This is a genomic window from Sutterella massiliensis (assembly GCF_016899755.1).
In the GTDB taxonomy this organism is placed as follows: Bacteria; Pseudomonadota; Gammaproteobacteria; order Burkholderiales; family Burkholderiaceae_F; genus Sutterella; species Sutterella massiliensis.
Map to the genome: position 1 here is coordinate 174299 of NZ_JACJJC010000001.1, position 24374 is coordinate 198672.

The 24374-nt window shown below is 56.7% G+C and carries 21 protein-coding genes; 13 read left to right on the forward strand and 8 right to left on the reverse strand.

From position 1 onward, the window contains the following. Window positions 1–308 precede the first annotated feature (308 nt). Window positions 309–1484 carry an amino acid ABC transporter permease gene (locus H6A60_RS00795; RefSeq protein ID WP_205101436.1) on the reverse strand — a complete coding sequence of 392 codons (1176 nt, stop codon included), beginning with the start codon at window positions 1482–1484 and terminating at the stop codon, window positions 309–311. Window positions 1485–1616: 132 nt separating this feature from the next. After that, window positions 1617–2636 carry an amino acid ABC transporter substrate-binding protein gene (locus tag H6A60_RS00800; RefSeq protein WP_205101437.1) on the reverse strand — a complete coding sequence of 340 codons (1020 nt, stop codon included), beginning with the start codon at window positions 2634–2636 and terminating at the stop codon, window positions 1617–1619. A gap of 400 nt (window positions 2637–3036) precedes the next feature. Between H6A60_RS00800 and paeA the strand changes: the two genes are divergently transcribed. After that, complete coding sequence (gene paeA / locus H6A60_RS00805; protein WP_338054817.1) at window positions 3037–4332, forward strand: polyamine export protein PaeA; 1296 nt, start codon at window positions 3037–3039, stop codon at window positions 4330–4332. 105 nt (window positions 4333–4437) lie between these two features. Here the strand turns inward: paeA and H6A60_RS00810 are convergent, their stop codons facing one another. Then, complete coding sequence (locus H6A60_RS00810; RefSeq protein ID WP_205101439.1) at window positions 4438–7017, reverse strand: DNA topoisomerase III; 2580 nt, start codon at window positions 7015–7017, stop codon at window positions 4438–4440. A gap of 455 nt (window positions 7018–7472) precedes the next feature. Between H6A60_RS00810 and def the strand changes: the two genes are divergently transcribed. Continuing rightward, window positions 7473–8006 (forward strand): peptide deformylase, encoded by a 534-nt coding sequence (gene def, locus H6A60_RS00815; RefSeq protein WP_205101440.1) that lies wholly within the window; start codon window positions 7473–7475, stop codon window positions 8004–8006. A 16-nt stretch (window positions 8007–8022) separates the two neighbouring features. On the opposite strand, the gene H6A60_RS00820 is transcribed toward def, so the two are convergent. Further along, complete coding sequence (locus tag H6A60_RS00820; protein WP_205101441.1) at window positions 8023–8928, reverse strand: alpha/beta fold hydrolase; 906 nt, start codon at window positions 8926–8928, stop codon at window positions 8023–8025. A gap of 197 nt (window positions 8929–9125) precedes the next feature. On the opposite strand from H6A60_RS00820, the gene fmt reads away from it, so the two are divergent. The 6 genes from fmt to trkA are packed head-to-tail and all read left to right on the forward strand — an operon-like array spanning window position 9126 to window position 16769. After that, the gene (fmt, locus tag H6A60_RS00825; RefSeq protein WP_205101442.1) at window positions 9126–10088 is read left to right on the forward strand and encodes a methionyl-tRNA formyltransferase; all 963 of its coding nucleotides are present in this window, start codon (window positions 9126–9128) and stop codon (window positions 10086–10088) included. 2 nt (window positions 10089–10090) lie between these two features. Next, window positions 10091–11485 carry a 16S rRNA (cytosine(967)-C(5))-methyltransferase RsmB gene (gene rsmB / locus H6A60_RS00830; RefSeq protein ID WP_205101443.1) on the forward strand — a complete coding sequence of 465 codons (1395 nt, stop codon included), beginning with the start codon at window positions 10091–10093 and terminating at the stop codon, window positions 11483–11485. Between the two features lie 2 nt (window positions 11486–11487). Further along, the gene (locus H6A60_RS00835) at window positions 11488–12129 is read left to right on the forward strand and encodes a DUF4390 domain-containing protein (RefSeq protein ID WP_239477496.1); all 642 of its coding nucleotides are present in this window, start codon (window positions 11488–11490) and stop codon (window positions 12127–12129) included. A gap of 6 nt (window positions 12130–12135) precedes the next feature. Further along, on the forward strand, window positions 12136–14412 hold the full coding sequence (locus tag H6A60_RS00840; protein ID WP_205101444.1) for a sensor histidine kinase: 2277 nt from the start codon (window positions 12136–12138) through the stop codon (window positions 14410–14412). 38 nt (window positions 14413–14450) lie between these two features. Then, window positions 14451–15302, forward strand: a complete 852-nt coding sequence (locus tag H6A60_RS00845; RefSeq protein ID WP_205101445.1) for a response regulator — start codon at window positions 14451–14453, stop codon at window positions 15300–15302. A 51-nt stretch (window positions 15303–15353) separates the two neighbouring features. Beyond that, complete coding sequence (gene trkA, locus H6A60_RS00850; protein WP_205101446.1) at window positions 15354–16769, forward strand: Trk system potassium transporter TrkA; 1416 nt, start codon at window positions 15354–15356, stop codon at window positions 16767–16769. 17 nt (window positions 16770–16786) lie between these two features. Here trkA and H6A60_RS00855 read toward each other — a convergent pair whose 3' ends face one another. After that, the gene (locus tag H6A60_RS00855; RefSeq protein ID WP_205101447.1) at window positions 16787–17179 is read right to left on the reverse strand and encodes a DUF1840 family protein; all 393 of its coding nucleotides are present in this window, start codon (window positions 17177–17179) and stop codon (window positions 16787–16789) included. 117 nt (window positions 17180–17296) lie between these two features. Here H6A60_RS00855 and H6A60_RS00860 point away from each other — a divergent pair, with 117 nt between their 5' ends. The 4 genes from H6A60_RS00860 to H6A60_RS00875 are packed head-to-tail and all read left to right on the forward strand — an operon-like array spanning window position 17297 to window position 20637. After that, window positions 17297–17722 carry a PTS sugar transporter subunit IIA gene (locus tag H6A60_RS00860; RefSeq protein WP_338054818.1) on the forward strand — a complete coding sequence of 142 codons (426 nt, stop codon included), beginning with the start codon at window positions 17297–17299 and terminating at the stop codon, window positions 17720–17722. Next, on the forward strand, window positions 17719–17988 hold the full coding sequence (locus H6A60_RS00865) for an HPr family phosphocarrier protein (RefSeq protein ID WP_205101448.1): 270 nt from the start codon (window positions 17719–17721) through the stop codon (window positions 17986–17988). The genes H6A60_RS00860 and H6A60_RS00865 overlap by 4 nt, the downstream gene beginning before the upstream one ends. Before the next feature lie 17 nt (window positions 17989–18005). Next, window positions 18006–19937, forward strand: a complete 1932-nt coding sequence (gene ptsP / locus H6A60_RS00870; RefSeq protein ID WP_239477497.1) for a phosphoenolpyruvate--protein phosphotransferase — start codon at window positions 18006–18008, stop codon at window positions 19935–19937. After that, window positions 19924–20637, forward strand: coding sequence for a YecA/YgfB family protein (locus H6A60_RS00875; RefSeq protein WP_239477498.1), 714 nt, complete (start codon window positions 19924–19926; stop codon window positions 20635–20637). The genes ptsP and H6A60_RS00875 overlap by 14 nt, the downstream gene beginning before the upstream one ends. Window positions 20638–20655: 18 nt before the next feature. Here H6A60_RS00875 and H6A60_RS00880 read toward each other — a convergent pair whose 3' ends face one another. From H6A60_RS00880 to H6A60_RS00890, 3 genes are read right to left on the reverse strand one after another with little or no spacing between them, the layout of a single operon-like run. Continuing rightward, window positions 20656–22014 (reverse strand): AmpG family muropeptide MFS transporter, encoded by a 1359-nt coding sequence (locus H6A60_RS00880; protein ID WP_205101450.1) that lies wholly within the window; start codon window positions 22012–22014, stop codon window positions 20656–20658. Continuing rightward, entirely contained in the window at window positions 22014–22724 is a 711-nt protein-coding gene (locus H6A60_RS00885; protein WP_205101451.1) for a pseudouridine synthase, read from the reverse strand. Before H6A60_RS00885 ends, H6A60_RS00880 begins: the two co-directional genes overlap by 1 nt. Before the next feature lie 15 nt (window positions 22725–22739). Next, the gene (locus H6A60_RS00890) at window positions 22740–23519 is read right to left on the reverse strand and encodes an exodeoxyribonuclease III (RefSeq protein WP_205101452.1); all 780 of its coding nucleotides are present in this window, start codon (window positions 23517–23519) and stop codon (window positions 22740–22742) included. A gap of 177 nt (window positions 23520–23696) precedes the next feature. Between H6A60_RS00890 and pyrE the strand changes: the two genes are divergently transcribed. Then, window positions 23697–24374, forward strand: coding sequence for an orotate phosphoribosyltransferase (gene pyrE, locus H6A60_RS00895; RefSeq protein WP_205101453.1), 678 nt, complete (start codon window positions 23697–23699; stop codon window positions 24372–24374).

The following is a 24374-nucleotide window of genomic DNA, read 5'->3' on the forward strand; positions in this document are numbered from 1 at the left end:
CCGTCGCCGCTCGCCACTGTTCCTCATAAGGGAAACGCCCAAAAAGAATAAGGCGCCACTTTTCTGCCACAAAACCCCAGCAGGCGCCCTGTGTAGATCGGCACATCTGCAGATCAGGGGCCCAAACTGCATCGAGAATGCCCCATTTAAAAAGTAAAACAGCAATGAGGACAAGTGCCGCACCAATACCAATACTCAGGATCGACGAGATCGGCGAATAGAAAAACCGTGAGCGGATTCGCTCGCCAAACCCTTCACTTTGCACGGGGGACGCTTCGCAATTCGGATTCATCGCTTCACCCCTTGCTTCAAATTTTGGCCGCCGTGACGCGCGCATTGAAAGCGTTCATGACAACGGAAATCACCAGATTGACGCTCAAGTAAACAAGCATGATGATGCAGATGACTTCGAGCGCCTGTCCTGTGACGTTCAGTGCGGTCGTCCCGACATTAACGAGGTCCGGATAACCGACCATCACAGCGAGCGACGAGTTTTTCGTAAGCGTCATGAATTGACTCGACAGCGGCGGTACGATTAGGCGCAGCGCCTGCGGAAAGATCACGTAACTTACGGCATCGGAATGCGTCAATCCGAGCGCGTACGCAGCATCCCACTGTCCAGTTCGAACAGACTGCACCCCCGCACGCACGATTTCTGCGATCGAAGCAGACGTAAAAAGCGTGAGACCGAGCCAGAGCGTAAGAAATTCAGGCGTAATCTGTAGCCCCCCGCGCATGGAGAATCGCGTCTGCGTCGGATGATCCCAACCGCTCAGAGCCCCACAGGAAACCCATGCAAACACGCACACAACGGCAAAAACCGCAAGGGACCAGACGGCTGCCATCCAAACGGAAAGCTTGCGCCGCAATAGAACAAAAGCGCCAGCAGCAACCGCACCTCCTGCACCGAGCGCCAACAAAACAGCCGCTGTCCCAATTTGAGGCACAGCAAGATAAAGTCCCGTTTTAGCGAGATAAATCCAGCTGCCCGCATGGAACGCCTCGCGCGCACCGGGTAAAAGTTCGGTCACAACAAGATAGAGCGCCAGCAGGAGAACGAGAAGCGGAATATTGCGGTATGCCTCAACGTGTGCCGCGCCTAGAAAACGCAACAACGGATTCTTCGCAAGCCGCATAAGGCCGACCACGACGCCGAGTATCGTCGCGGTAATGATTGTGAGGCCAGCCACTCTGAGTGTGTTGAGGAGCCCCACGAGGAAGGCCTTCCAAAGCGGGTCGCTACTCGAGTAAGTAATCAGTTGATCGCTGATCTCAAAGCCCGCGCGGTCGCTCATGAAGCCAAAGCCGCTCCGAACGTGCTTCGTTGCCAAATTGCTCTCGACATTGGCAACAAAAAAGCCCGCCACCAAAAGGAGCGCAAGGACGAAGAGCGCTTGCAGGAAAAATTCCCGGCGTTTCCGTACCTGCTCGCGTCTGCGCCACGAAGCGTCACCCGACGCGTCCAACTTGTCTTTGGGAAACATAAAAACCGCTTATCTTGTTCCGAATCTCAAAAAGGCTCCGCCCGCTTGCAGGGGAGCCTTTGGGAAAGTTGCGCCCGACATGCGCTTAAGCTGCAGGAACGCACCTCGGATCACCGATACCGACAGCGCGACTCAACGGATCGGCAGTGCATACATAAGGCCGCCGTCCTTGTAGAGCTTGTTAAGACCGCGCGGCAGATTGAGCGCCGAATTGGGACCGAAATACTTTTCCCAGGATTCGCCGTAGTTACCGACCTGCTTAATGAGACGATACGACCAGTCTTTGTCGAGACCGAGCATGCGCCCCATGTCCTCTCCCGTGCCCACAAGACGTTTGACATTGGGATCCGTAGCCGTCTTGCGAACTTCGTCTACGTTCGCCTGCGTCACGCCGTACTCTTCTGCGCCAACAAAGGCTTGGAAACACCAGCGAACAATTTCAAAAAACTCCCAATCGCCGCGGCGAACGGCTGGCCCAAGGGGTTCTTTCGTGATCGTCTCGGGAAGAATTTCAAACTTCGAAGGATCGGGCGCTACTGTGCGGACGCCCGCCAAATCGGAAAGGTCTGAAGTGTAGACATCGCAACGTCCAGAAATAAAAGCGCTCTGTGTCGCTTCGGTCGTATCGAAAACGACCGTCTTGTACTGCATCTTGTGCGAGTTGAAGTAGTCGGCTGTCGTCTTTTCCGTCGTAGTTCCCGTCTGCACACAGACTGTTGCACCGTCGAGCTCGTTGATACTCTTGACACCCAACGCCTTTGGCACCATAAAACCCTGCCCGTCGTAGTAGGAAACAACGACGAAAGCCGCACCCTGACTTGCATCGCGCGTCATCGTCCAAGACGTGTTACGCGCGAGCATGTCGATTTCACCGGAGCCGAGCGCTGTCATGTGCTGCGTGGAACTGAGCGGCACGTACTTCACTTTGTCCGCATCACCCAGAATCGCAGCTGCCACGCCACGGCACAGATTGACGTCGAGCCCCTCCCATTTGCCCTGGCTGTTCGCGGCGGCAAAACCAGGCGCAGAGGTGTTTACGCCGCAGACGAGCTCACCGCGAGCCCTGATTTTGTCGAGCGTCGGACCGGCGAAAGCCGTCGCGCTGAAGCACATGCCGCAAAGAACGGCAACGGAAAGAAGCTTCGAATTCATAGCGTCCCTCAATATCGTTAGTCGCGATTGCATCTGTCTGTTCCGAAGCGACAAGCATGCCGCGCAAACCAATCCCTCCGGGAAAATTGGTTTTGTGGTTTATCCGAAAATATAATGTATTTGCTAGTCTTACAAACGAATCCAAGAATTCGAACCCACAAACCGCACTGCCTAGTGTACCCCTAATCGAAGATTAAACCTGATCTGGCGCATGGAAAAAGTGATGTACCTCTGACAAAAGTCGTTTTTCTGCAAGCGCTCTACGACAAACCGCGCATCACGATCAAACGCTGTGGATAACTCTCAAATTTCGAAAAATATCAATTCGTTAATGTGTTAGAATGCGTGGTTCCTTCACTTCTTTCGGTGGTTTATGTCCTCATATGTTCAGGTAGCGTGCTTGTTTTTGCTCGTCGTGACGGCTGGCTTTTTCTCATCGGCAGAAATATCGCTCGCCGCAGCCTCCAAAACACGACTTCAAGCGCTAGCTGACGAAGGAGACCGCCGCGCCGCTGTTGCGCTTGAGTTTCAATCGCACCCTGGGCAGTTCTTTTCCGCGCTTCAGGTCTGCGTCAACGCCGTGACGCTTTTGGGCGGCATTGTGGGTGACGCTGCTTTCTCGCCGCTTTTCGAGTGGTGCTTCAAGCGTCTTTTGCCCAACCACGACCTCAGCAACGTCTCCTTCATCATCTCTTTTGTCATAGCGACGGCACTCTTTGTCATTTTTTCCGACCTGTTGCCGAAGCGTCTTGCCATTGCCCGCCCTGAAACGATCGCCATGGCAACAGCGCGCCCTATGCGTTTTCTCATCCGTATTCTGCGCCCGATTGTCTTCGTGCTTGAGAAGCTCTCGGACGCCTGCCTGAAAACGCTCGGCGTACCGACGATGCGCCAGGAAACGATCACTTCCGAAGACATTCTCGCAAGCGTTGGCGCGGGCGCTGCAGCCGGCGTCATCGCCCCGCAGGAAGAAGCCGTCATCCAGAACGTCTTTGAGCTTGAAAGCCGTCTCGCGCCCTCTGCCATGACGCCTCGCGAAAACATCGTCTACTTCACGCTCGACGAAACAGAAGCCAGCATCCGAGCAAAAATCGCCACCGTTCCCTACAACCGCTTTTTGGTATGCGACAAGGATCTCGACCACGTAATCGGATTTGTCGATTCCAAGCATCTATTGCGGCGCGTGCTCGACGAGAAGCCCCTCACCTTCCAAGGCTCGGACCTCGTGCAGCCCTGCCATTTCATTCCGGATTCGCTCACGCTCTCCGAAGTGCTCGACGTCTTTCAGCGCACGCACGAAGACTTCGCCGTCATCATCAACGAATACGCCCTCTTGGTTGGCATGATCACCATCAATGACGTGATGTCAACCGTGATGGGCGACCTCGTACTCACAGCCGACGACGTTCAAATCATTCAACGCGATGAGGATACGTGGCTTGTCGACGGTTCGACTCCGATCGATGACTTGGAGCATGCACTCGAAATCGACGAACTGCCCGAAGACTCCGCCTACGAAACAGTTGCGGGCTTCATGATGTACATGCTGCGCAAGATTCCGAAGCGCACGGACAAAGTCGTCTGCGCCGACTATACGTTCGAAGTACTCGACGTCGACAACAACCGCATCGACCAAGTCCTCGTCACTCGCAACAAGAAGCGCGACGCCCTTAAGTCGAGCGGTACGCTTGCATAAAGCTAACGACTCCGAAAACGAGCTCGCAAAAATGCCGAAGCGCCTCATCGAGACTGCTTCGGCATTTTTATTTCCATTTGAACGGGTACCCGAAGGGCACAAGCGTTACTTCGCCTTGACCGTCCGCCTGGTTGCGGCCGACTTCACGGCGCGCTTACGGACTGCGGGCTTTTCGGCGGCATCTTCGACCACCTTTTCGCTTTTCTCAACCTTATCGGCCTTTTCCGTCTTCTCGCGCTTTTCAAACTCGAAGCCAACGTTCTTCTTTCGTGCGTCATAAACAAGAAACGCCTTGAAAGGACGGTTGGTACGTTTCGAGATAAAGCCGTCCAAGAGCGGCGTACGCTTCTCTTCAAGGAGCGCTTTAACTTCTTCGGCAGAAATCGGTCGCTGCAAAATCACCTTGCCTACGCGGAAGGTACATTTGCGATCCGTGAGCGCATGTTCGCAAACGTACTGCTCGTTGAGGTCGAGCACGCGCGCACCGCAGACCGGACAGGTGCCGACCGTCTGCGCACTCTGCAATTCCTCAGGCGCGATTTCTGGGCGCTCCTCAAAATCGAAGCGAAGCCCCCACTGTTGCGTTTCCGGATCCTTTTCCAAAATAAGCTCGCTCTCAAAGGGGAAGCCGCGCTTGCTCAGAAATCCAGAAAGCGGGCCGACGCGATGATTGGCAAGCAGCTCCTCGACCTCAAAGGGCTCGAATGCACGACCCGACGGGTGCTTGGGTAGCGAAAAGTAGCAGTCGGGCGTCGTACAGGCAAAGCGACGATAATTCTCGACGATTTCGCCGCCGCAGGCCGGGCACCGGTTCCTGAAATGAATCGGATTAACGATAGGAATGCTGTTGCCTTCATACTGCTTGGCGGCGGCAACGATCTCGTTGGTCATTTTGCGAATCTCTTCCATGAAGGACTCGCGGGAAACCTGACCGTGCTCGATCAGCGAAAGCTTATGCTCCCACTCGGCGGTGAGCTTGGGCTGCGTCAGTTCGTCAATGCGAAGTCCGCGCACGAGCTGCATGAGCTGGAAGGCTTTGGCATTCGGAATGAGCTCACGGCCTTCGCGCCGCAGATACTTCTGCTCAATAAGACCTTCGATCGTCTGCGCACGCGTCGCAGGCGTACCGAGCCCCTTTTCAGCCATAGCATCGCGCAGCTCGCCCGTTTCGAGTTTCTTACCAGCCGACTCCATGGCAGTGAGGAGCGTCGCGTCGGTGAAGCGCGCAGGCGGACGCGTCTGGTCGGCCTTGAGTTCCATCTCAAGCGTCGAAACAACTTCCTTGTCGCCTACGGGAACGAGATCTGAAGAAGTCTTTCCTGCGCGGCCCGCCACCTCGAGCCACCCGGCCTTCACGAGCACCTTGCCTTCCGTGAGGAAGCACTCGTTCTCCACAATCGTCTTTCGCGTCGTGACGTTGTATTCGGCAGCCGGGTAAAACACCGACATGAAGCGGCGCACGACAAGATCGTAGACTTTCTGCTCAGTTTCTTCGAGCGACTTGGGCAACTCACCGGTCGGAATGATGGCAAAGTGGTCGCTGATCTTGGTGTTGTCGAAAACACGCTTGTCCGGCTTGACCCAGCCGTTGTCGAGAATGGCCCGCGAGAAGCCGCTGTAGGCGTCCATCTTGCCGATATGCCCGATCGTTTCGAGAACGGTCGGCAAGTAGTCCTCCGGGAGCGCTCTCGCATCGGTACGTGGGTAGGTGAGCACTTTATGGCGCTCATAAAGGCGCTGCGCGATGGCAAGCGTCATCTTCGCAGGGAACCCGAAGCGACTGTTCGCCTCGCGCTGCAAGCTCGTCAGATCGAAGAGTGCGGGCGACAACGACGTCGTCTTTTTAGAGCTTTCCGTGACGACACCAGGCTTACCGGCACACTTGTCGACGATAGCCTGCGCCTCTTCGAGAGACCAAATGCGCTCGGCCTTTAAATCACTCGCCCCCTTGGGTTTCTGGAAAGGATCGACGACGCGAATCCCCGCATAGTCGCCAGCCTGTGCACCAAAAACGGCGTGCACCTCCCAATAGGGGACCGGTTTAAAATGCGTGATCTCCTCTTCTCGGGCAACAACAATTGCGAGCGTCGGTGTCTGAACGCGTCCGACCGTCGTAAGGAAAAAACCGCCTTCCTTGGAGTTGAACGCTGTGAGCGCGCGCGTGCCGTTGATGCCAACGAGCCAGTCAGCTTCCGAACGGCTTCGAGCCGCCGCTTCGAGCGGCTTCATTTCTTCGTCCGAGCGCAATTCGGTAAAAGCGTTCTGGATGGCGCTTTTGGTCATCGACTGCAGCCACAGGCGGCGAATCGGTTTCTTTGTCCCCGTCGCCTGAATGATGTAACGGAAGATCAATTCGCCCTCTCGCCCCGCGTCGCACGCATTGATGATGTCGGTCACGGTTCTACTGCGAATCTTCTTAGCAAGCGACTCAAAGCGGGCCTGCGAGCTCTTGATCGGCTGCAAATCGAAATAGGGCGGCACAACGGGCAGATTGGCAAACGACCACCTACCGCGCTTGACGTCATACTCTTCGGGCGCCTTGATCTCAAGCAGGTGACCGACGGCTGCGCCGATAATCATCGATTCGCCGACCCAAAAATCGCCGTCCTTTTTAAAGCCGCCGAGCGCACGGGCAATGTCGCCCGCAACGGAAGGCTTTTCTGCGATGACTAAAGTCTGGCCCATGCGTCACTCCAATGTGCGCGATCCGAATCCGACAAGAAACCGGACTGCAAGGACCGCGGCATTTTGTTGCTGTGTTTTCTCATACGCATCCTCACTCGAATCGGAGGATGATTTGGGCGGCATTATGGCATCCTTTGCCCGCAAACACACGGTCCCTCGCAAAAACCCGCCCCGGAGCAATTGCCGAGAAGGCCTCTAATTTCAATGTTTTCCGAGTATCTAGCCGACTCTCCTTAATTGCTACCCTGCCTTTCATTCACTTCGCCGAGCGGAAAGCTGCTGACGAACAAAAGCGGAACTCACCAGACATACGCATCACCTTCGTCCCTGAAATACCTATAATTCCGACTTTCTCGGGACGGCTATCAACCCGAGACTCTTTCATTTTTATGACTCGGCGCGCTTCCTGTGCTTTCGTCGAGCGCCCCGAATCGCCTGCTTAGGAGCCGTTGGCCGTGGCAAAGCTGCCCATTCTTCAGTATCCGCATCCCACTCTTGCCGCCAAAGCCGAAGTCGTCACCGTATTTGATGATGAACTGCGCAAACTCGCAGAAGACATGGCCGAAACGATGTACGCCGCGCCGGGCGTTGGCCTTGCAGCCAATCAGGTGGGCGTCCTTAAACGCATCGTTGTCATTGACGTTTCCGAAGACAAGTCCGATCTGATTGTTCTCGTCAACCCGCTTATTCTTTCAACAGGCGGCGAACTTGTCGACCATGAAGAAGGCTGCCTTTCGCTCAAGGGGCTCTACGAGCATCTGAAGCGTCCCTCCAAAGTCAAGGTCAGAGCGCAGAACCTTGAGGGAGCGGAGTTAGACATTGAAGCCGAAGGCCTGCTCGCCATTTGTCTGCAGCACGAAATCGATCACTTGGACGGCACCGTCTTCATTGACCACCTCAGCCGCCTTAAGAAGACGCGTGCCTGCACGAAGCTCGCCAAACTTCGCCGCGAAGAAAAACGCGAAAAAGACAAGAAGGCCGACGAATAAGTCCGTGCGGCGATCTTCATGCCGGGTGCGCGTGGCAGTGCGAGGCTATCCACTTGACGTATCGACCGACCACCGCGAGGGGCAGTCCGTGCCCAAGTCCCTCGACCGACAGAAGCCGCGCCCCCGGTATCAGACGCGCCGTCTCCTCGCCCGCGGCATAAGGTAGAAGCGGATCGTCCGTACCGTGAATAACGAGTGAAGGAACCCGTATCTGACGTACTTGCGCCGAGCGGTCTCCACTCACGAGAAGCGCCATGACCTGCCGCATCACTGACTGAGGGTCGAACTGCAGAAGGTGCGCTTTCCCTAGCGCCTCATCAATGTCAGCCGGCGTCGGCCGATACTTGCTGCCAGCGAGTGCCTGAAGAACACGCTGTAGGTGCGCTCTAGCGGCATTCTCTTTCGACCCGCCGTCTTGCCGCAGCACCGCAGCAATAGCTCGCAATCGGCCGAACCCCGTTGCCGGATTGCCAACGGCCGAGGATATGGAGGTCAACGTCGCCGTTCGATTCGGACACTGACAGGCGAGCACTTGGGCAATCATGCCCCCGAGTGAAATGCCGCAAACATGCGCTCGACGGATATTGAGTGCATCAAGCAGGCGCTCGACATCGAGCGCCATGTCTTCAAGACCGTACTCGCCCTGAACCGGCCTGCGCAGAAGGGCTTTGGCGATGGCACCCAACACGTCTCGCCTTGTCACGTGCCAGCTCTCGCATCGCGAAGAAGCGCCGCTGTCGCGATTGTCTGGCGTGATTACCTGAAAGCCCTCGGCCAAAAGTCCGGAGACCAGAGCTTCCGGCCATGCGTCCATCGACATGCCGAGCCCCATCAGAAGAACTACTGCGGGAGCATCGGGGGCGCCGAATCGACGATACGCGTATCGAAAGTCGCCGCTCTGTAGAATTTCCTTCAATTGCATGATTTTCACCGGTCCAAGTCTTCGGTCGGAAACTCCTATCAAACTAGCGCCATTACAATGAGGCGTCTAGCCGGAGAGGAATCGCCGAAAGAGAATGACGCCGCGCAGCGTGCGCCGATTCGATCGCGCTCTCCGTTGATCCACCCCATCAGAAGAGAATGGCAACGGACGGACCGCCGGCCGAGCCGAACGAAAGCATGAAGATTATCTTTGCCGGTACGCCGGATTTTGCGGCTGTCGCGCTTGAGCGCCTCATTGAAGCCGGTCACGACGTTTCACTCGTTCTTTCGCAACCGGATCGACCGAGCGGGCGCGGCATGAAGCTCACGGCTTCGCCCGTGAAGCTTCTTGCCCAAAAGCACGACATTGAAGTGATCACGCCGCTCACGCTCAGCCTCAAGAAAGCCCCTGAAGAAAGCGCGGCGATTCACGAACGGCTGCGCGCAGAAAACGCAGATGTTCTCGTCGTTGCCGCCTACGGCCTCATACTGCCGCAACCCGTTCTTGACTGCGCCAAGGGCATTGGCAAGAACAGCGATATCCGAGCGATCAACATTCATGCGAGTCTGCTGCCACGCTGGCGTGGCGCAGCGCCGATTTCTCGTGCCATTGAAGCAGGCGACGCCGTAACGGGCATTACGCTCATGAAAATGGAGCTCGGCCTCGACACTGGTCCCATGATCATGAAGGACTCGCTTGAGATTACCGCCGAAGACACGAGCGAGTCGCTCACGGAGAAACTCGCGCACATGGGCGGCGAGCTGATCGTTCGCGCACTCAAAGCACCAGAAGCTCTCACTTTCGAAGCACAGCCCGAAGAAGGCGTCAACTACGCCGAGAAGCTCCTCAAGAGCGAAAGCCGCATCAATTGGCGCGATGACGCCGAGCAGATCGAGCGACGACTGCGCGCCTTTACACCGTTTCCTGGCCTGCAGTTCGAAAAGAACGGCGAGCTCATGAAAATCTGGGCTGCGAAAGTGACGTCCTACGACGGCGACGCGCAGCCCGGTACCGTTCTTGAAGCCAAGCAAAAATTCGTTGTTGCCTGCGGCAAGAATGCCATTGAAGCAACCATCCTGCAGCGCCCTGGCAAAGGCCGTATGCCGGCAGTGGGTTTCCTGCAGAGCGTTCATTTTGATATCGGCGAAATTCTGGCCTAACCATGCAAAACCAAAATATCGGCGCAAAGTCGGAGCGCACTGCTGTACCCAAGCATCGCCAGCTACCGCTTTGCAGACTTATCGTCAAAGTTGTCGCCGCGAAGTTACAAGCTTCGCAACAGAAGCTCTCTTTTGCCGACATGCTCGACGCGGCTTGCGTGGGTTTGGCCTCGCATGAAAGCGCCGCACTGAAGTCCATTCTTTATCTCTGCGAGCGCTCCAGAGCGCGCTCGCATGCCGCAGCAAAGTACTTGATGGCGCGCCAGCCAAAGCCACAAGTACAGATGCTCGTCGAAACGGCGCTTTCACTCCTCTTCGGCGGTACGTATACGGAATTCACCGTCGTGAACCAGGCAGTTGAAGCCGCTCGGCTCGATCGCCGGACGGAGCGGTTTGCCGGACTCGTCAACGCTGTGCTTCGTCGCGCGATTCGGGAAAAAACTTTGCTTTTAAACCGAATCGCCGAAGATCCCGAAGTGCGCTTTAACGCGCCGCGCTGGTGGATCGAGCGTATTCGAGCTGCGCACCCCGAACATTGGACGGAAATCCTTGAGCTTGCTGCCCAAAAGCCCCCACTCACGCTACGAGTCAACCGCAGAAGAACCACGCCAGAGGAATACCTCGAGGTTCTGAACCGAGCCGGCATTGCCGCGCGTCGCATCGGCCCGGAGGCCATACTGCTCGAATCGCCCCGCCCTGTTGAAGAAATTCCCGGTTTTGCAATGGGGCTCGTTTCCGTTCAGGATGCTGGCACGCAAATGGCCGCACACTTGCTCGCGCCCAACCCCGGCGACGCAGTACTCGATGCCTGCGCAGCACCGGGCGGCAAGACCGCACACCTGCTCGAACTTTTTGACTGCTCGGTTACGGCGCTCGAAATCGATCCGAAGCGCACAGAACTTCTCAAAGCAACGCTTGCGCGCCTCGGCCTCTTTGCACGCGTTACCTGCGCCGACGCAGCAGACCCGAAGTCGTGGTGGGATGGTCGACAGTTCGACGCGGTGCTTCTTGACGCCCCTTGTACCGCAAGCGGTATCGTCCGGCGACAGCCTGATGTGCCTTGGACGCGCCGTCCCGATGATTCGTACTCGCTTGCGAAAACCCAGGCGAAACTTCTCAAAGCTCTTTGGCCGACGGTCAAACCGAACGGCAAGCTTCTTTTTTGCACCTGCTCGATTTTCCCTGAGGAAGGCATCGAACAGATTCGCCGCTTCATGTCAGAAAATGCGGATGCCCGCTGCATACCGATCGGCAAATCGCATGTCAACATGCTCACACTCCTTCCCCGTGAGGAGTCGAGCACGTATGATGAAGCTGCGGCCGCACGTGACCGCTTCACCTTCGAGCCGCCCGTTCACGACGGCTTCTTCTACGCATTGCTTCAGAAAACCGCCTGAAAATGCTGTACTTTTGCGCCCAACAGCCAGCCGCCCTCACGCGCTGCAAGCTCAACCGACTTGCGGCGGTGATGCTTGCCGCCTGCATTTTGGCGACTGCGCTCCTGCCCGCAACAGCACAGGCAGTCGAGGCAACGCTTCTGGCCGTGGAAATTACGCGCGATGAGCCGGGCGAACGCCCCGGCCTTTTCGTGGCGGACCACTACGAATTCGACCTGCCGCAACCGCTCATCGACGCACTGCATCGCGGGATTTCGCTTTATTTCACACACGAGTTTTCGCTCGTGCAAACGCGCTGGTATTGGTTCGACAAACCCGTTGCAGAAAGCAAATTCACAATTCGCCTTGCTTTCAATCCTCTCACGCGACGCTACGGCGTAGCCTACAACGGACTTTCGCTCAACTTCGACTCCCTCGAACAGGCGCTTCCTTACATCAAAAGTCTGCGCCGATGGCGAGTCGCGCCGAGCGGTGCGGTTACCAACACGGAAGATTTTGCCGCGGAAATCCGCTTTTTCCTCGATACGGAAAAGCTGCCCAAACCAATGCAGGTCACGACAAACGACTCCGTCGACTGGACAGTCGAGAGCGACTGGGCCCCCGTCCCAATCCCCTCGGATGTCGTAGAAGTTCCCGTGGAGTAGCGCGGCATGCCTTCTTGGCTTCGATATCTCTTCATTGCGGCGCTTGCCGTCGCAGGCATTTCGCTGTTTGGACTCGCAGCAACGAGCTCCGATTCGAAGCTTTTTGAGAAGTGGTTCCCAGTGCTGAGCATTGTCAACCGCGCCATCGCCGTACTGCTCTTTGCCGTTGTTGTCGCCATGATCGTTCGACTTTGGCAACGCATTCGCGCGGGGGAATTCGGCGCACACATGACATCAAAGCTCGCCGGGGTCATGGCGCTCATCGTGCTCATCCCCTGCATCACGATTTATATCGTTTCGAACGTCTTCATTTCCCGTTCCATCGACTCGTGGTTCGACGTACGTGTCGAGCGCGCCCTCGATTCCGGCGTGACAATCACGCGCGGCATTCTCACCGAGCAACAAAAACAAACGGAGCTTGCGGCGCGGCACATGGCCGAAATGCTGGCCAATACGCCGGCTTCGCTCATCATGTCGGACCTGATGCACCTGCTCGAAGGGCGTCAGAACATGGAGGCGCTCGTCTTCACGGGCAGCGGCACAGCCGTTGCAGCCGCGGGTTCTCGCATTAACGTAATGTTGCCCGACCTGCCAACGCCGTTGCAGCTACAGACCGTCCGATCTGCAGGCATCTACAGCGTAATCGACGGTGATGCGCTCGAGAATCCCGACGGGATCACCGAATCGAGTCAACTTTCGATCCGCGTTATCGTACCGATTGCCGATGCGGACGACTTGTCGGTCGATCCCGTTGCGCCGACCAGTCGCAACGCGCTCCTGCCCGTTGGCAGCCGCCAGCCGCAGTTCTATCTGCAGGTCATTCAACCCGTTTCGAGTGAAACAACGAAAAATGCGGCCGAGCTGGTAGCAGGCTATCGCGACTATCAGACGCTCGTACTTTCTCGCGCTTCTTTACAGACGATCTATACAAGTACGCTTTCCCTCGTGCTGCTCCTCGCCGCTTTCGGCGCCATTGCCGCTGCACTGGCATTTGCCCGTAAAACGACCGAACCCGTCATGCAGCTCGAACAGGGCACGCGTCGTGTAGCCGACGGTAACTACCGTCCGATCCGAGAATTCCACGGCAACAGCGAAATCAACGTCCTGACGCAATCCTTCAATACGATGATTCGCGAAGTTGCCGAATCGCGCCGCGGCATCGAAGCGCAACGCCTCAAGGCCGAACAGGCGCAAGCCTACCTCGAGCGCGTGCTTGCAAACATCTCTTCAGGCGTTCTAGTGCTTGACGCTAACTACAGAACCGTTTCTTCCAACCCGGCAGCGAAAAAGATTCTTGGGGCAAGCCTCTGCCAACCCGGCAGCGACCTCCGCGCAAAGGCTCCGGATCTAGCACAGACGGCGAGCAATGCAAAAATTACGCTCGCGCTCGGCGAAGTACCGACTGTCGGTCTTGAGTATGAGCTCAACGCGAACCCAAGCGGATCGAATGGCGAAGCCTCGCACCGTACGCCGCTTTTCATCAAGATTTCGCTCATGCCGCTGCGCTCTGGCGCTAACGGCCTCGTACTCGTCTTTGATGACGTCTCGCAACTCATGGCCGCGCAACGCGCCACCGCCTGGGGTGAAGTCGCTCGACGTCTTGCGCACGAAATCAAAAACCCGCTCACGCCGATTCGTCTCGCGGCCGAGCGGCTTGAGATGCGTCTCGAAGACAAGTTACAGCGCGAAGAGGATATCGACCTTCTGCATCGAGCAATTGCGACCATCACGACACAGGTCGACGCGCTCAAGCAAATGGTGAACGACTTCCGCGAATACGCGAAAATTCCCGCTGCGAAGCTTTCGCTCATTTCGCTCAACGACTTCCTCACGGAAGCCGCGCAGCTCTACCACGATGCGGATGTCCCTGTTCGGCTCAAGCTCGACGAGCGCATTCCGGGAATTGAAGCAGACCCGGCGCAGCTCAGGCAGGTGCTACACAACCTTATCTCGAACAGTGTGGACGCCACAGAAGGCGATCGTCCCGAAATCGTGATCGAAACCAAACGCATCGGTACGGATACGGACGGCAGTGCGGTACTACTTCGCATCAGCGACAACGGTGTGGGTTTCAGCAGCACGATTCTAGAGAAAGCGTTTGAGCCTTACGTCACCACGAAAGAAACGGGTACGGGGCTCGGCCTCCCGATGGTCAAGAAGATCCTTGACGAGCACGACGCCTCAATTCGCCTCTCGAACCGAACCGATTCCTCGGGATGCCTCATCATGGGGGCGCAGGTGGACATCATTTTCAAGCGTCTTGAAGCGAAAGGCGGACGCTGAAAGTACAATTAAAGATCAACCTCATTACGAAGCAAGGTATGGCAGACATCCTCGTAGTCGACGACGAACTCGGCATACGCAACGTCCTCTCCGAAATTTTGGTGGAGTCTGGACATTACGTAACAACGGCGGCCAATGCACAGGAAGCTAAGGAGCTTGTGAAGGATCACAAGTACTCCGTGGTACTTCTTGACGTTTGGATGCCGGGGATGGACGGTCTTGAACTTCTCAAAGAGTGGAATCGGGAAAACCAGCTTCAGTTCCCGGTCGTCATCATGTCGGGACACGCTACGATCGAATCCGCCAAAGAGGCGCTTCGCCAAGGAGCAGTCGACTTCCTCGAAAAGCCGATTTCCCTTAAGAAGCTCCTCAATGCCATCGATCTTGCGCTCATCAAGTGGCATGAGAAGACGGTCAAAGAGGAAGCCGAGCGCGCCGCAGAGGACAGTCGACGACGTCGGCGCCGCATGATGGAAAATCGACCCAATCTGCCGACTTTCGACATTCCCGAATACAACCTCACGCTCGACTTCAACAAGCCCTTCCGAGAGGTGCTCTTAACCATCGAACGCGCGTACTTCCTCACAGTTCTGCGCTTCGTCAACCACTCGGTTGTGGGACTATCTCGCCACGCCGGACTCGAGCGCACGCACCTTTACCGCAAGGTTCGTTCGCTCGGTATCGATATGGAGTCCTACCGCGAAGCGAGCCGTCTCGGCCTCGACAAGGATCCGCTCGTTTTCACGCACGGCCCGCAGGCGCCACGAAAAGTCGCTTCGCACACTGCGAACGGCACAAACGCGCTGGTTCAAACGGGCGGTGCGCTACAGGATTCGGAACTGCTTCACGCGCCTGAGGGTGCAGCGCTTGATCCGAAATCCCAGACCTGATCCGCCTTTTCAAGACCGGCCACCCGACGGGGGCTGGCAGGCTCGATTGCCATGAAGATTTTGATTATCGGTGCGGGCCGCATTGGCTCTGCGGTTGCGGAAAGCCTCGTTTCCGAAGCCAACGACATTACGCTTATCGACCGCAATGTCGACAATATCGCGGGCCTGATGGCCCGCTACGACTTGCGCGGACTCATCGGCGAAGCAGTGAGCCCTTCGCTACTTAAAGAGGCCGGTGCCGATGATACGGACATGCTTCTAGCAGTCACCTCGAGCGACGAAACGAATCTTGCGGTCTGTCTGCTTGCCGAGCGAATCTTCAACATTCCGACGCGCATCGCGCGCGTACGTAACAGCGAACTAAGAAACTTTCCCCGCATTCTCAAGGAAGAAGGCTTTGCAGCCACGACCCTCATCTGGCCCGAACAGGCGCTCACGAATTACATCGTCAAACTTGTCGAGATGCCCGAAGCTCTGCAGGTGAAGGAGTTCGGGGATGGAACAGCCGCACTCGTGGCAGTACGCGCCGAAGCAGGGAGTCCCATGGTCGGCGGCCCTGTCAGCGAGCTTCGGGCGCACATCCCGCATGCCTGTGCGAGCATTGTCGCGATCTTCCGCAAGGGCCGCATTATCGAATTGCGCCCGAGAACGCTGATTGAAGCAGACGACGAAGTGCTGATTCTTTGCGACAGTCGCCACGCGCGGCTTGCAACAACGCAGCTACGCCGGCGTGCGGGCATCGTCCGCAGCCTTATCGTTGCAGGCAGCATTGACATGGGGCGTAGCCTCGTCGGCGCCTTCCGCGGTCGAAACCGCACCGATCCGACGGGACCTGCCAACATCCGAATCATTGAAGCTGATCCGGATAAAGCGGAAAAACTCGCCGTCGAACTCGGTGACGAGGCCACCGTACTCTGCGGAGACTTCGACGATGAAGAAACGCTCGCCTCGGCCGGCGTAGAAAATTGCGACCTCTTCATTTCGCTTTCACCCGATGACGAAAACAATATCCTTTCGGCCATGCTCGCGAAGCGCTTGGGGGCCAAACGCACTATTGCGCTCGTCAACCGCCGCGTCTACGGCGAGCTGATTGAGGGCTCAAAAATCGACGTCACCGTTTCTCAGACTCAGGCCGCACTCGATGAACTCGTTCGCTTCGTTCGCCGCGGCGACGTCACGGCAGCCTATACGCTGCGCCACGGCATTGCCGAAGCGCTTGAAATCGTTGCTCACGGCGGCAAAGAAAATTCGAAGGTGGTCGGCCGGCCGCTCTCTAAAATAAAACTTCCCGAAGGGTGTCGCTTCGCTGCCGTCCTGCGTGAGGACGAAGAGGGCCGGCAGAGTGTTCTTATTCCGGACGACGACGCGGTCCTCGAATCGGAAGACCACGTCATCATTTTCATCCCCAATCGACGGCTAATATCGAAGATCGAGCGTCTCTTTGCCGTCGACGTCGGCTTCTTCTAAGTACACCCCACGCAGAGTCAACCGCCCATCATTTCCCACATAACGGGCTTTTTGTGTTTGATCGCACGCTGAATCATGCTCTTGAGGGGCACAACTCGCTGATAGAAATTGATGCGGGCTTCGTTTTCCTTTATTAACTTTGCCAATTCCTCTTCTCGCCCCTTCATTGCGGGATCGAAGCAAAAAGACGCTCGGCTCATGGCTTCGAGCTCCTCTTCGCGCCGCCTGGCTTCGGCCTTGTCTCGCACTTCCGCCGCCTCAAGTCGACGCAACACATCCGACAAATCCTCTGCCCCCCAGGCTCCTTTCGGCGAAAAAGGTTCGGAAATCGTTTTAAAGATTTCCTCCACCGTCTCCTTAAACATGATGAAGGGCCCAGCAGCAACCGAGCTAAATTGAATCAAAGCCATATCGTGTCTTTTTTAGTTAAAAAGGGATGAGAGAACGGGGACTGTCGGATATCTTCCATTCTCCCCTTACAGCCTCAATGCTAAACTGCCTGCGTTTAGTTGTTGGAGTAAATCCTCGTGGTCGGGATATGCATCATCGCCCATGCACCGCTCGCGTCCGCGCTTAAAAGCTGCAGTCAGCATATCTACAGTACGACGGAAGATGCGGGCTGCGACGGCATTGCCTGTTTTGACGTGCCCGCCGATCTCGATGTCGATGCGGGCATCGCGCATGCCGCCAAGCTGATCGACGGTCTTAGGTGCAACGACGGCATCTTGATCTTCACGGATCTCATCGGCGCCACGCCGTCCAATATTGCTCATAACTTTCTCGACGACCCGAAAGTACGGATCGTTACGGGCGTCAATCTGCCTGCGATCATCACAGCGCTCTCGGCGCCGAAGGACGCGCCGGTCAATCAGGTCATGACGCTTGCCGAGGGGGCGGCACACGCTGGTATTTCCTCTCGCATCGGCAGAGTGCCCGAAGGAACAGAGGCATGAAAACGGTAGAAATTTCCGTTCTCAATAAGCTCGGCCTGCACGCAAGACCTTCGGCGCAGCTCGCCAAGGCCGCCAATCTCTATCGCTCGTCGATCACACTTACGCACGAGAAAAGATCCGTTGACGCCAAATCCATTCTGGGGCTCATGACTATGGCTCTGCCCTGCGGCACGACGCTTCAGCTCAGTGCGAATGGCCCTGACGAGAACGAGGCCCTCGCGCATCTAACCGAACTCTTCACAAACCGATTCGGCGAAGCCGAATGACATCTGAGCTCTATCGTATGGCTGAAAAAAAGCCCGCAGACCCCTGCGACATTTCGTCCGAATCCGCTGTCCCTGCGGCTGTCGGCGAATCGCCCGCTGCCGCACGCACCGACGCCGCTCCAGAAGAAACGGCGCCTGTCACCGCAACGCAGTCAGATGATCTGCAGGGCCTTTCAGTGTTCCCGGGGGTCGCCTGCGGCACCGCTTTTTTCTTTTCGTCATCCGACCTTGAGATTTCGCAGTTCCAAATCGAATCGAGCGCTGTTCGCGGCGAACTGCAGCGCCTGAGAATGGCCGCAGCTACGGTGAGCAAGGATCTCGCAGGACTTTCTTCCGAGCTTGAAGACGAAACGCTCAACGAGGCCGCATCGTTCCTTGACGTACACCGCTCGATCATTGAAGATCCGACGCTCATTTCCGAAACGGGCGTGATCATCCGAGAAAAACTCGTTAACGCTGAGTGGGCCCTATCGCTGCGACTTGAACAAATTCGACGCGACTTTGAACAGATCGAAGACGATTACCTTCGCGAGCGCATTGAAGACATCGCATGGGTCTTTCAACGCATCCAGCGCGTACTCGCGGGACGCCGCAGTGCCAAGAGCCTGCTGAGCGCCGACGCCGTCGACGCGCCGGTCATTCTCGTTTCCGACAGTCTTGATCCTGCGGACATGCTGCAGCTCAGAGAACGCGACGACCTAGACATTGTCGGCATTGTCATGGCCGAAGGGAGCGTTACGAGCCACGCAGCGATTCTTGCGCACAGCTTCGAAATCCCGACCCTTGTCGGCGTACACGACGTACTCGAACAGGTACAAAGCGGCGACGAAGTTCTTGTCGACGCAGAAAAAGGCATCCTGCGCATCGGTCCAAACGCTGCCGAGAAGAAAAAGGCAGCAAAGTTCATGCGCGAAATTCGCGCCCGCCGCCGCGAGCTTGTTAAGCTCAAAACAGCCAAGGCCGTCACAAAGGATGGTGCAGTCATTTCGCTTTGGGCCAACATCGCACTCTCGGAAGACCTAACGGACGCCCGCCGTGCGGGCGCCGAGGGTATCGGCCTCTTCAGAACGGAGTTCCTCTATCTGAACAGAACGGACCTGCCGAGCGAGGAAGAGCAAACAGGCGCTTACCGGAAAATCATCCGCGGCATGAAAGATCGTATCGTCACGATCCGAACGGCCGACCTCGGCGGCGACAAAATGCTCTCGAAAGAGTCTATGTCACTTCTTGAGGAAGAACCTATAGACGAAGCCAATCCGGCACTCGGACTGCGTGCGCTGCGATTTTCATTCGCCTATCCAGAACTCTTCCAGACGCAGCTGCGCGCCATTCTGCGCGCAGGCGTCAACACATCCGTTCGAATTCTGCTGCCGATGATTTCGAGTCTGGCAGACGTGCGCAACGCGCTTGCAGCTATCGAAGAAGCGAAGAACTCACTTGAACGCGACAATCTGCGCTACTGCGACGAAGTTCGTGTGGGCGGCATGATCGAAACACCGGCAGCGATCGCCATGCTCGGTGACCTTATTCCGCTGCTTGACTTTTTCTCGCTCGGCACAAACGACCTCGTGCAGTACACCCTTGCTGTGGACCGTACAAATGCGGCTGTCTCGAGCTACTACGAAGAAACTCATCCGGCCGTTTTGCGCTTTATTTCCGAAAGCATCAAGCGCGTACTGAGTGCGGGCAAGGACATTTCGGTCTGCGGCGAAATGGCCGGTCGCGCGGATCTCACGCCGTTCTTCATCGGGCTAGGCTGCCGCGCACTCTCCATGGATTCCTCACACATTCCCTCGGTGAAGGAACGAATTCTCACCCTAAATCTTGAGGCCTGTGAAGAGTTTGCCAGAAGCCTGATTCGACGAAAAAGCAGCGAAAGTGCCCGGAAAGCCATCGCAGAGTTCGCGCTTGCCAACCCCGTTAAGGAGAACGTTCATGTCGATGCCTGACCCCTTTTCCGTTCCGCTCAAAGACGAAGAATTCGTCGAGCTCGGCGAGCTCCTTGCGGCTATGCCCGCGCCTTTCGAGCCGATGGAAGCAGACCACATGGACGGCTTTCTAACAGCAATCGCGCTTCTACCGCAACGCATTACACCGAGCGAATGGATGCCGTTCATCCTGGACGCCGACGGTCGAACGGAAGCTGCGCTAGCTGACGAAGCTGACGAAGCCCGACTCGAAGAGCTCATTTACCGGCGCTACCGCTCAATCGAGTCGACGCTGCGGCATGTTCGACCGATCGATCCCATCACTTACGACATTGAAGACGAACGCGGCCGTCCGGTTGGCGGCTGGGAAGGAATTCGTGCGCTCGCCCCCTTTGCTTCTGGGTTCCTTGAAGCCATGAACCGATGGCCGGGGCTTGCCGATTCCGACGATGAGCTTGTCAATAGCGCGCTTCTCGGTATTCTGCGCCACCTGCCGGAAGACGAGATTGGAGACCTCGAAGACATTCGAAATGATCTCGAACTAGAAAGCCCGCTCGAAAACCTCAAGGAAGCGCAGGAAGACCTCGCCATGAGCTGCGCAGAGATCGCCTCCGTGACTCGAGGCTTTCTTCCCAAGGAGGAGCGGCGTGTCGCCCCCGGTAAGTCCATTTCGTCCGGTAAAAAAGCCCCCGGAAGAACGGCTCTTCGCCGCCGCCGTTAATCGCAGCTGATCAGCGGTTCAATTCCGCTCCAGCTCCTCAATGCGCTTCACGCCGAGACGCGAAACGTACCACGCGAGTGAAAAAACCGGCAGGCCGATCAAAGCCGTAACGGAAAAGAAGTTGCTGTAGCCGAGCGACTGCACCATGAGGCCAGAGAAGCCTGCCAGGAATTTGGGCAGCATCAACATGAGGGAACTAAAGAGCGCATACTGCGTCGCAGTGTACGACCTGCACGTGAGCCCAGACAAATAGGCGAGAAATGCGGCAGCCGAAAGCCCGGAGGCGAGGTTGTCGGCCGAAACAGTCACGGCAAGGAACCAAACGCTCGGCCCGATTTCGGCCAATACAGAAAAAAGAAAATTTGTAAGGCTCGACAGAAGTGCGCCGCACATGAGCGTCTTCATAACGCCGAACTTCATCGTGGCAGCGCCGCCCACAAATGCGCCCGTAAGCGTCATCAAAACACCGAACACCTTCGTAATGCCCGCCACCTCCGCCTTCGTAAAGCCGATATCAGCATAGAAGGGGTTGGCCATCACGCCCATCAATATATCGGCGATTCGATACGTAGCAATCAGAAGCAAAACCGGCACCGCCGTCGAACCGAAACGTCGAAAGAAGTCGGTGACTGGCTCGGCCAGCGCTTTGAAGCTAAAGGCGCGACACGCTGACGCCTTGCTCGGTGCAGCAGACTGCACAATGCTCTCGGGCTCCCGAGCCGAAAGCGTCGCAAAAATGCCCACGCCAACAGACGCCGCCATGATGAGATAACTCACCCGCCAACCATTCGGGTCGTACGCTACGCCATCAGCCTGTGCCCAAGCAGCAAACGCAAGCGCGCCTGCCCCAGCCCAAATCATCCCGAGACGATAGCCAGCCTGATACATCGCTGCGAGCGCGGCCTGCCGCTTTCCATCAGCCGATTCGATTCGGTAAGCGTCGAGCGCGATGTCTTGCGTCGCAGAAGCAAAAGCACTGAAAAGAGCTGCCACAGCGAGCGGCATCAGCGTCGCTTGCGGATCGGTAAGCGCCATCAGAACGAGTCCCGTGCAGAGCGCAATCTGCGAAGCAAGTAGCCACGAACGACGTCGCCCAAGTTTCGTGGAAAGAAACGGTAGCGCCACCCGGTCAACAGCGGGTGCCCAGAGCCACTTAAAACCGTAAACCAAGCCAACCCAAGACAGAAAACCGATCGTCGTCAGTTCTACACCTGCCTCGCGAAGTCGAAAGCCGAGTGTGCCAAGCACAAGCAGAAGCGGTAAACCGGAACTGAAGCCAAAAAAGAGCATCCGGATGCTGTTGGGTTCCAAATAGACGCGCCAAACGGCAAACCGGCCGGGTGCACGAGCAGTCGAATTGTTCTGGACTTTGAGCATCAAGTGCGCGTCCCGAAGATCTCATCCGCACTTGAGAGCCAGCACCACTCGCCTGGCGCCAAGCCGTCGGGCAGTCGGTACTGGCCAACTGCGCTTCGGTGCAGCGCTTCAACACGATTGCCGCATGCGGCAATCATGCGCTTCACCTGATGGTATTTCCCCTGCGTAAGCGTCAGACGCAGATGCCTGCGTGCTCCGTCGACAAGCTGCACTTCTTTGGCAAAGACGGGTTTCGGGTCATCATCAAGCACGACGCCCGCGAGCAGTCGCGCACAGAGATCATCAGCGGCCGAATGCTTGAGCGTTGCTTCATAAACCTTGCTCACATGCCGCTTCGGGTGAGTAAGCCTGTGCAATAGCGCGCCGTCATCCGTCAAGAGAAGAAGTCCCGTCGTGTCGACGTCAAGCCGTCCGACGGGCTGAACACGACGGGTGCGCAGCTGCCCGGGTAGCAGACTCATAACGGACGGGTGCGCCGAAGGTTTCATCGAACACTCGTAGCCAGCAGGCTTATTAAGCGCAATGATCGCCTTTTCGAAATAGGGCCACTCTTTGCCGCGATATGAAAAGACAAGGCCCTCGCAGCTCACCTCTTCATCCGGATCGTCGTGCACGATGCCGTCAATCGAAATTGCCCCCGAAAGCACGATATGGCGGCAGTCGTAACGCGTGCCGAAGCCCTGCGTAAAAAGCAGATCGTCCAGTCTCATTTTGGAGAATCCCCGTCAGTCCACCGAAATATCGTAGTCGACCCAAAGCGGCGCATGGTCGGAAAATTTTTCCTGAGCGTAAATATCCGTTGCTCTGGCCAGACCAGCAATCCCGGGCGTTGCGATCTGATAATCAATGCGCCAGCCGACGTTTTTCGAACGAGCCTGTCCGCGCTGACTCCACCACGTGTAGCGTTCCGGCCGCTGATCGAGTCGGCGAAAAACATCTTCCCAACCGTGCTTCTCAAAGAGAGTCGTCATCCACGCGCGCTCTTCGGGCAGAAAGCCCGAATTTTTCTGATTGGACTTCCAATTTTTAAGGTCGATTTCCTTATGGGCGATATTGATATCGCCGCACAGAACGATTTCGCGCCCCGAAGCCTGCAGGGTGTCCATATGCGGCAGAAACTCGTCGAGAAAACGAAATTTCGCTTGCTGGCGTTCCTCGCTCGAGCTTCCCGATGGGAAATACGCTGAAATAACTGTGAGATTCCCGAAATTGGCTTCAACGTAGCGTCCCTCTGCGTCGAATTCGCTGCTACCGAATCCGATCCGCACGTCTTTAGGTTCGATACGGCTCCAGAGCGCGACACCCGAGTAGCCGCGCTTTTGCGCCGTGTGCATGAAGCACTTGTAGCCCGTACGATGCGTGAACTGCTCACCAAGATCGCTCTCTTGCGCTTTCAGCTCCTGCACACAGAGCACATCAGTCTCCGTACGGTCGAACCAGTCGAAGAAACCCTTCTGAGCGGCAGAACGAATGCCGTTGGCATTAAAGCTCATTATTCGAAACATGCGAAAACCCCAAACAAATCGGTCGAACGGCGCGTACCTCAGCTGTTCGACAACCTCAGGAAGTAAGTCGAAAAAAGCCGGCTCTATAATGCAGGCACTCCGGCGAGCGGAGCAACTTGATTCAGTGCGAACAAGCAGCTGAAAAGCCGAAAATTTTAGCTTTTACCGAACCTCATCATGCAGACGATCCAGCAGCAATTCATCGAATTTGCCCTTGAGGCCGATGTCCTGCGCTTTGGCGAGTTCAAGACCAAGGCAGGCCGTCTTTCCCCCTACTTCTTCAACGCGGGCCTCTTCAACACGGGCGCGCTTCTCGACAAGCTCGGCGCCTTTTACGCACAGACGCTGCTGGCCGCCCGCGATGCGGGCAAGATCGAGTTCGACATGATCTTCGGCCCGGCTTACAAGGGCATTCCGCTTGCCGCAAGCGTTGCGATCAATCTCTCTCGTTTGGGGTGTGACGTGCCCTGGGCCTTCAATCGCAAGGAGGCAAAAGATCACGGAGAGGGCGGCGTCATCGTCGGTTCCCCGCTCAAGGGCAAGATTGTCATCATTGACGACGTGATCTCTGCGGGCACCTCCGTGCGCGAATCCGTCAAGATCATCACTAACGCAGGTGCTACGCCTTCGGGTGTACTCATTGCCGTTGACCGCATGGAGCGCGGCGGCACGGCCACCGAACTCACCGCGACGAGCGCCGTTCAGGATGTTGAAGAACACCTCGGCCTTTCGGTCGTTTCGATCATCAGTCTCAAGGATCTGCTCGCCTTCATGGACAGCGGCTCCGAAAAAGCTCAAAGCGTCGCGCAGTACCGCAATGCCGTAGCGGCTTATCGCCAGAAATACGGTGCCTGA

What these genes read in the sequence shown, in the direction of transcription:
- H6A60_RS00795 (WP_205101436.1), bottom strand. Translation starts at nt 1,484, where the DNA reads ATGTTTCCCAAAGACAAGTTGGACGCGTCGGGTGACGCTTCGTGGCGC.
- H6A60_RS00800 (WP_205101437.1), bottom strand. Translation starts at nt 2,636, where the DNA reads ATGAATTCGAAGCTTCTTTCCGTTGCCGTTCTTTGCGGCATGTGCTTC.
- H6A60_RS00810 (WP_205101439.1), bottom strand. Translation starts at nt 7,017, where the DNA reads ATGGGCCAGACTTTAGTCATCGCAGAAAAGCCTTCCGTTGCGGGCGAC.
- H6A60_RS00820 (WP_205101441.1), bottom strand. Translation starts at nt 8,928, where the DNA reads ATGCAATTGAAGGAAATTCTACAGAGCGGCGACTTTCGATACGCGTAT.
- fmt (WP_205101442.1), top strand. Translation starts at nt 9,126, where the DNA reads ATGAAGATTATCTTTGCCGGTACGCCGGATTTTGCGGCTGTCGCGCTT.
- rsmB (WP_205101443.1), top strand. Translation starts at nt 10,091, where the DNA reads ATGCAAAACCAAAATATCGGCGCAAAGTCGGAGCGCACTGCTGTACCC.
- H6A60_RS00835 (WP_239477496.1), top strand. Translation starts at nt 11,488, where the DNA reads ATGCTGTACTTTTGCGCCCAACAGCCAGCCGCCCTCACGCGCTGCAAG.
- H6A60_RS00840 (WP_205101444.1), top strand. Translation starts at nt 12,136, where the DNA reads ATGCCTTCTTGGCTTCGATATCTCTTCATTGCGGCGCTTGCCGTCGCA.
- H6A60_RS00845 (WP_205101445.1), top strand. Translation starts at nt 14,451, where the DNA reads ATGGCAGACATCCTCGTAGTCGACGACGAACTCGGCATACGCAACGTC.
- trkA (WP_205101446.1), top strand. Translation starts at nt 15,354, where the DNA reads ATGAAGATTTTGATTATCGGTGCGGGCCGCATTGGCTCTGCGGTTGCG.
- H6A60_RS00855 (WP_205101447.1), bottom strand. Translation starts at nt 17,179, where the DNA reads ATGGCTTTGATTCAATTTAGCTCGGTTGCTGCTGGGCCCTTCATCATG.
- H6A60_RS00865 (WP_205101448.1), top strand. Translation starts at nt 17,719, where the DNA reads ATGAAAACGGTAGAAATTTCCGTTCTCAATAAGCTCGGCCTGCACGCA.
- ptsP (WP_239477497.1), top strand. Translation starts at nt 18,006, where the DNA reads ATGGCTGAAAAAAAGCCCGCAGACCCCTGCGACATTTCGTCCGAATCC.
- H6A60_RS00875 (WP_239477498.1), top strand. Translation starts at nt 19,924, where the DNA reads ATGTCGATGCCTGACCCCTTTTCCGTTCCGCTCAAAGACGAAGAATTC.
- H6A60_RS00880 (WP_205101450.1), bottom strand. Translation starts at nt 22,014, where the DNA reads ATGCTCAAAGTCCAGAACAATTCGACTGCTCGTGCACCCGGCCGGTTT.
- H6A60_RS00885 (WP_205101451.1), bottom strand. Translation starts at nt 22,724, where the DNA reads ATGAGACTGGACGATCTGCTTTTTACGCAGGGCTTCGGCACGCGTTAC.
- H6A60_RS00890 (WP_205101452.1), bottom strand. Translation starts at nt 23,519, where the DNA reads ATGTTTCGAATAATGAGCTTTAATGCCAACGGCATTCGTTCTGCCGCT.
- pyrE (WP_205101453.1), top strand. Translation starts at nt 23,697, where the DNA reads ATGCAGACGATCCAGCAGCAATTCATCGAATTTGCCCTTGAGGCCGAT.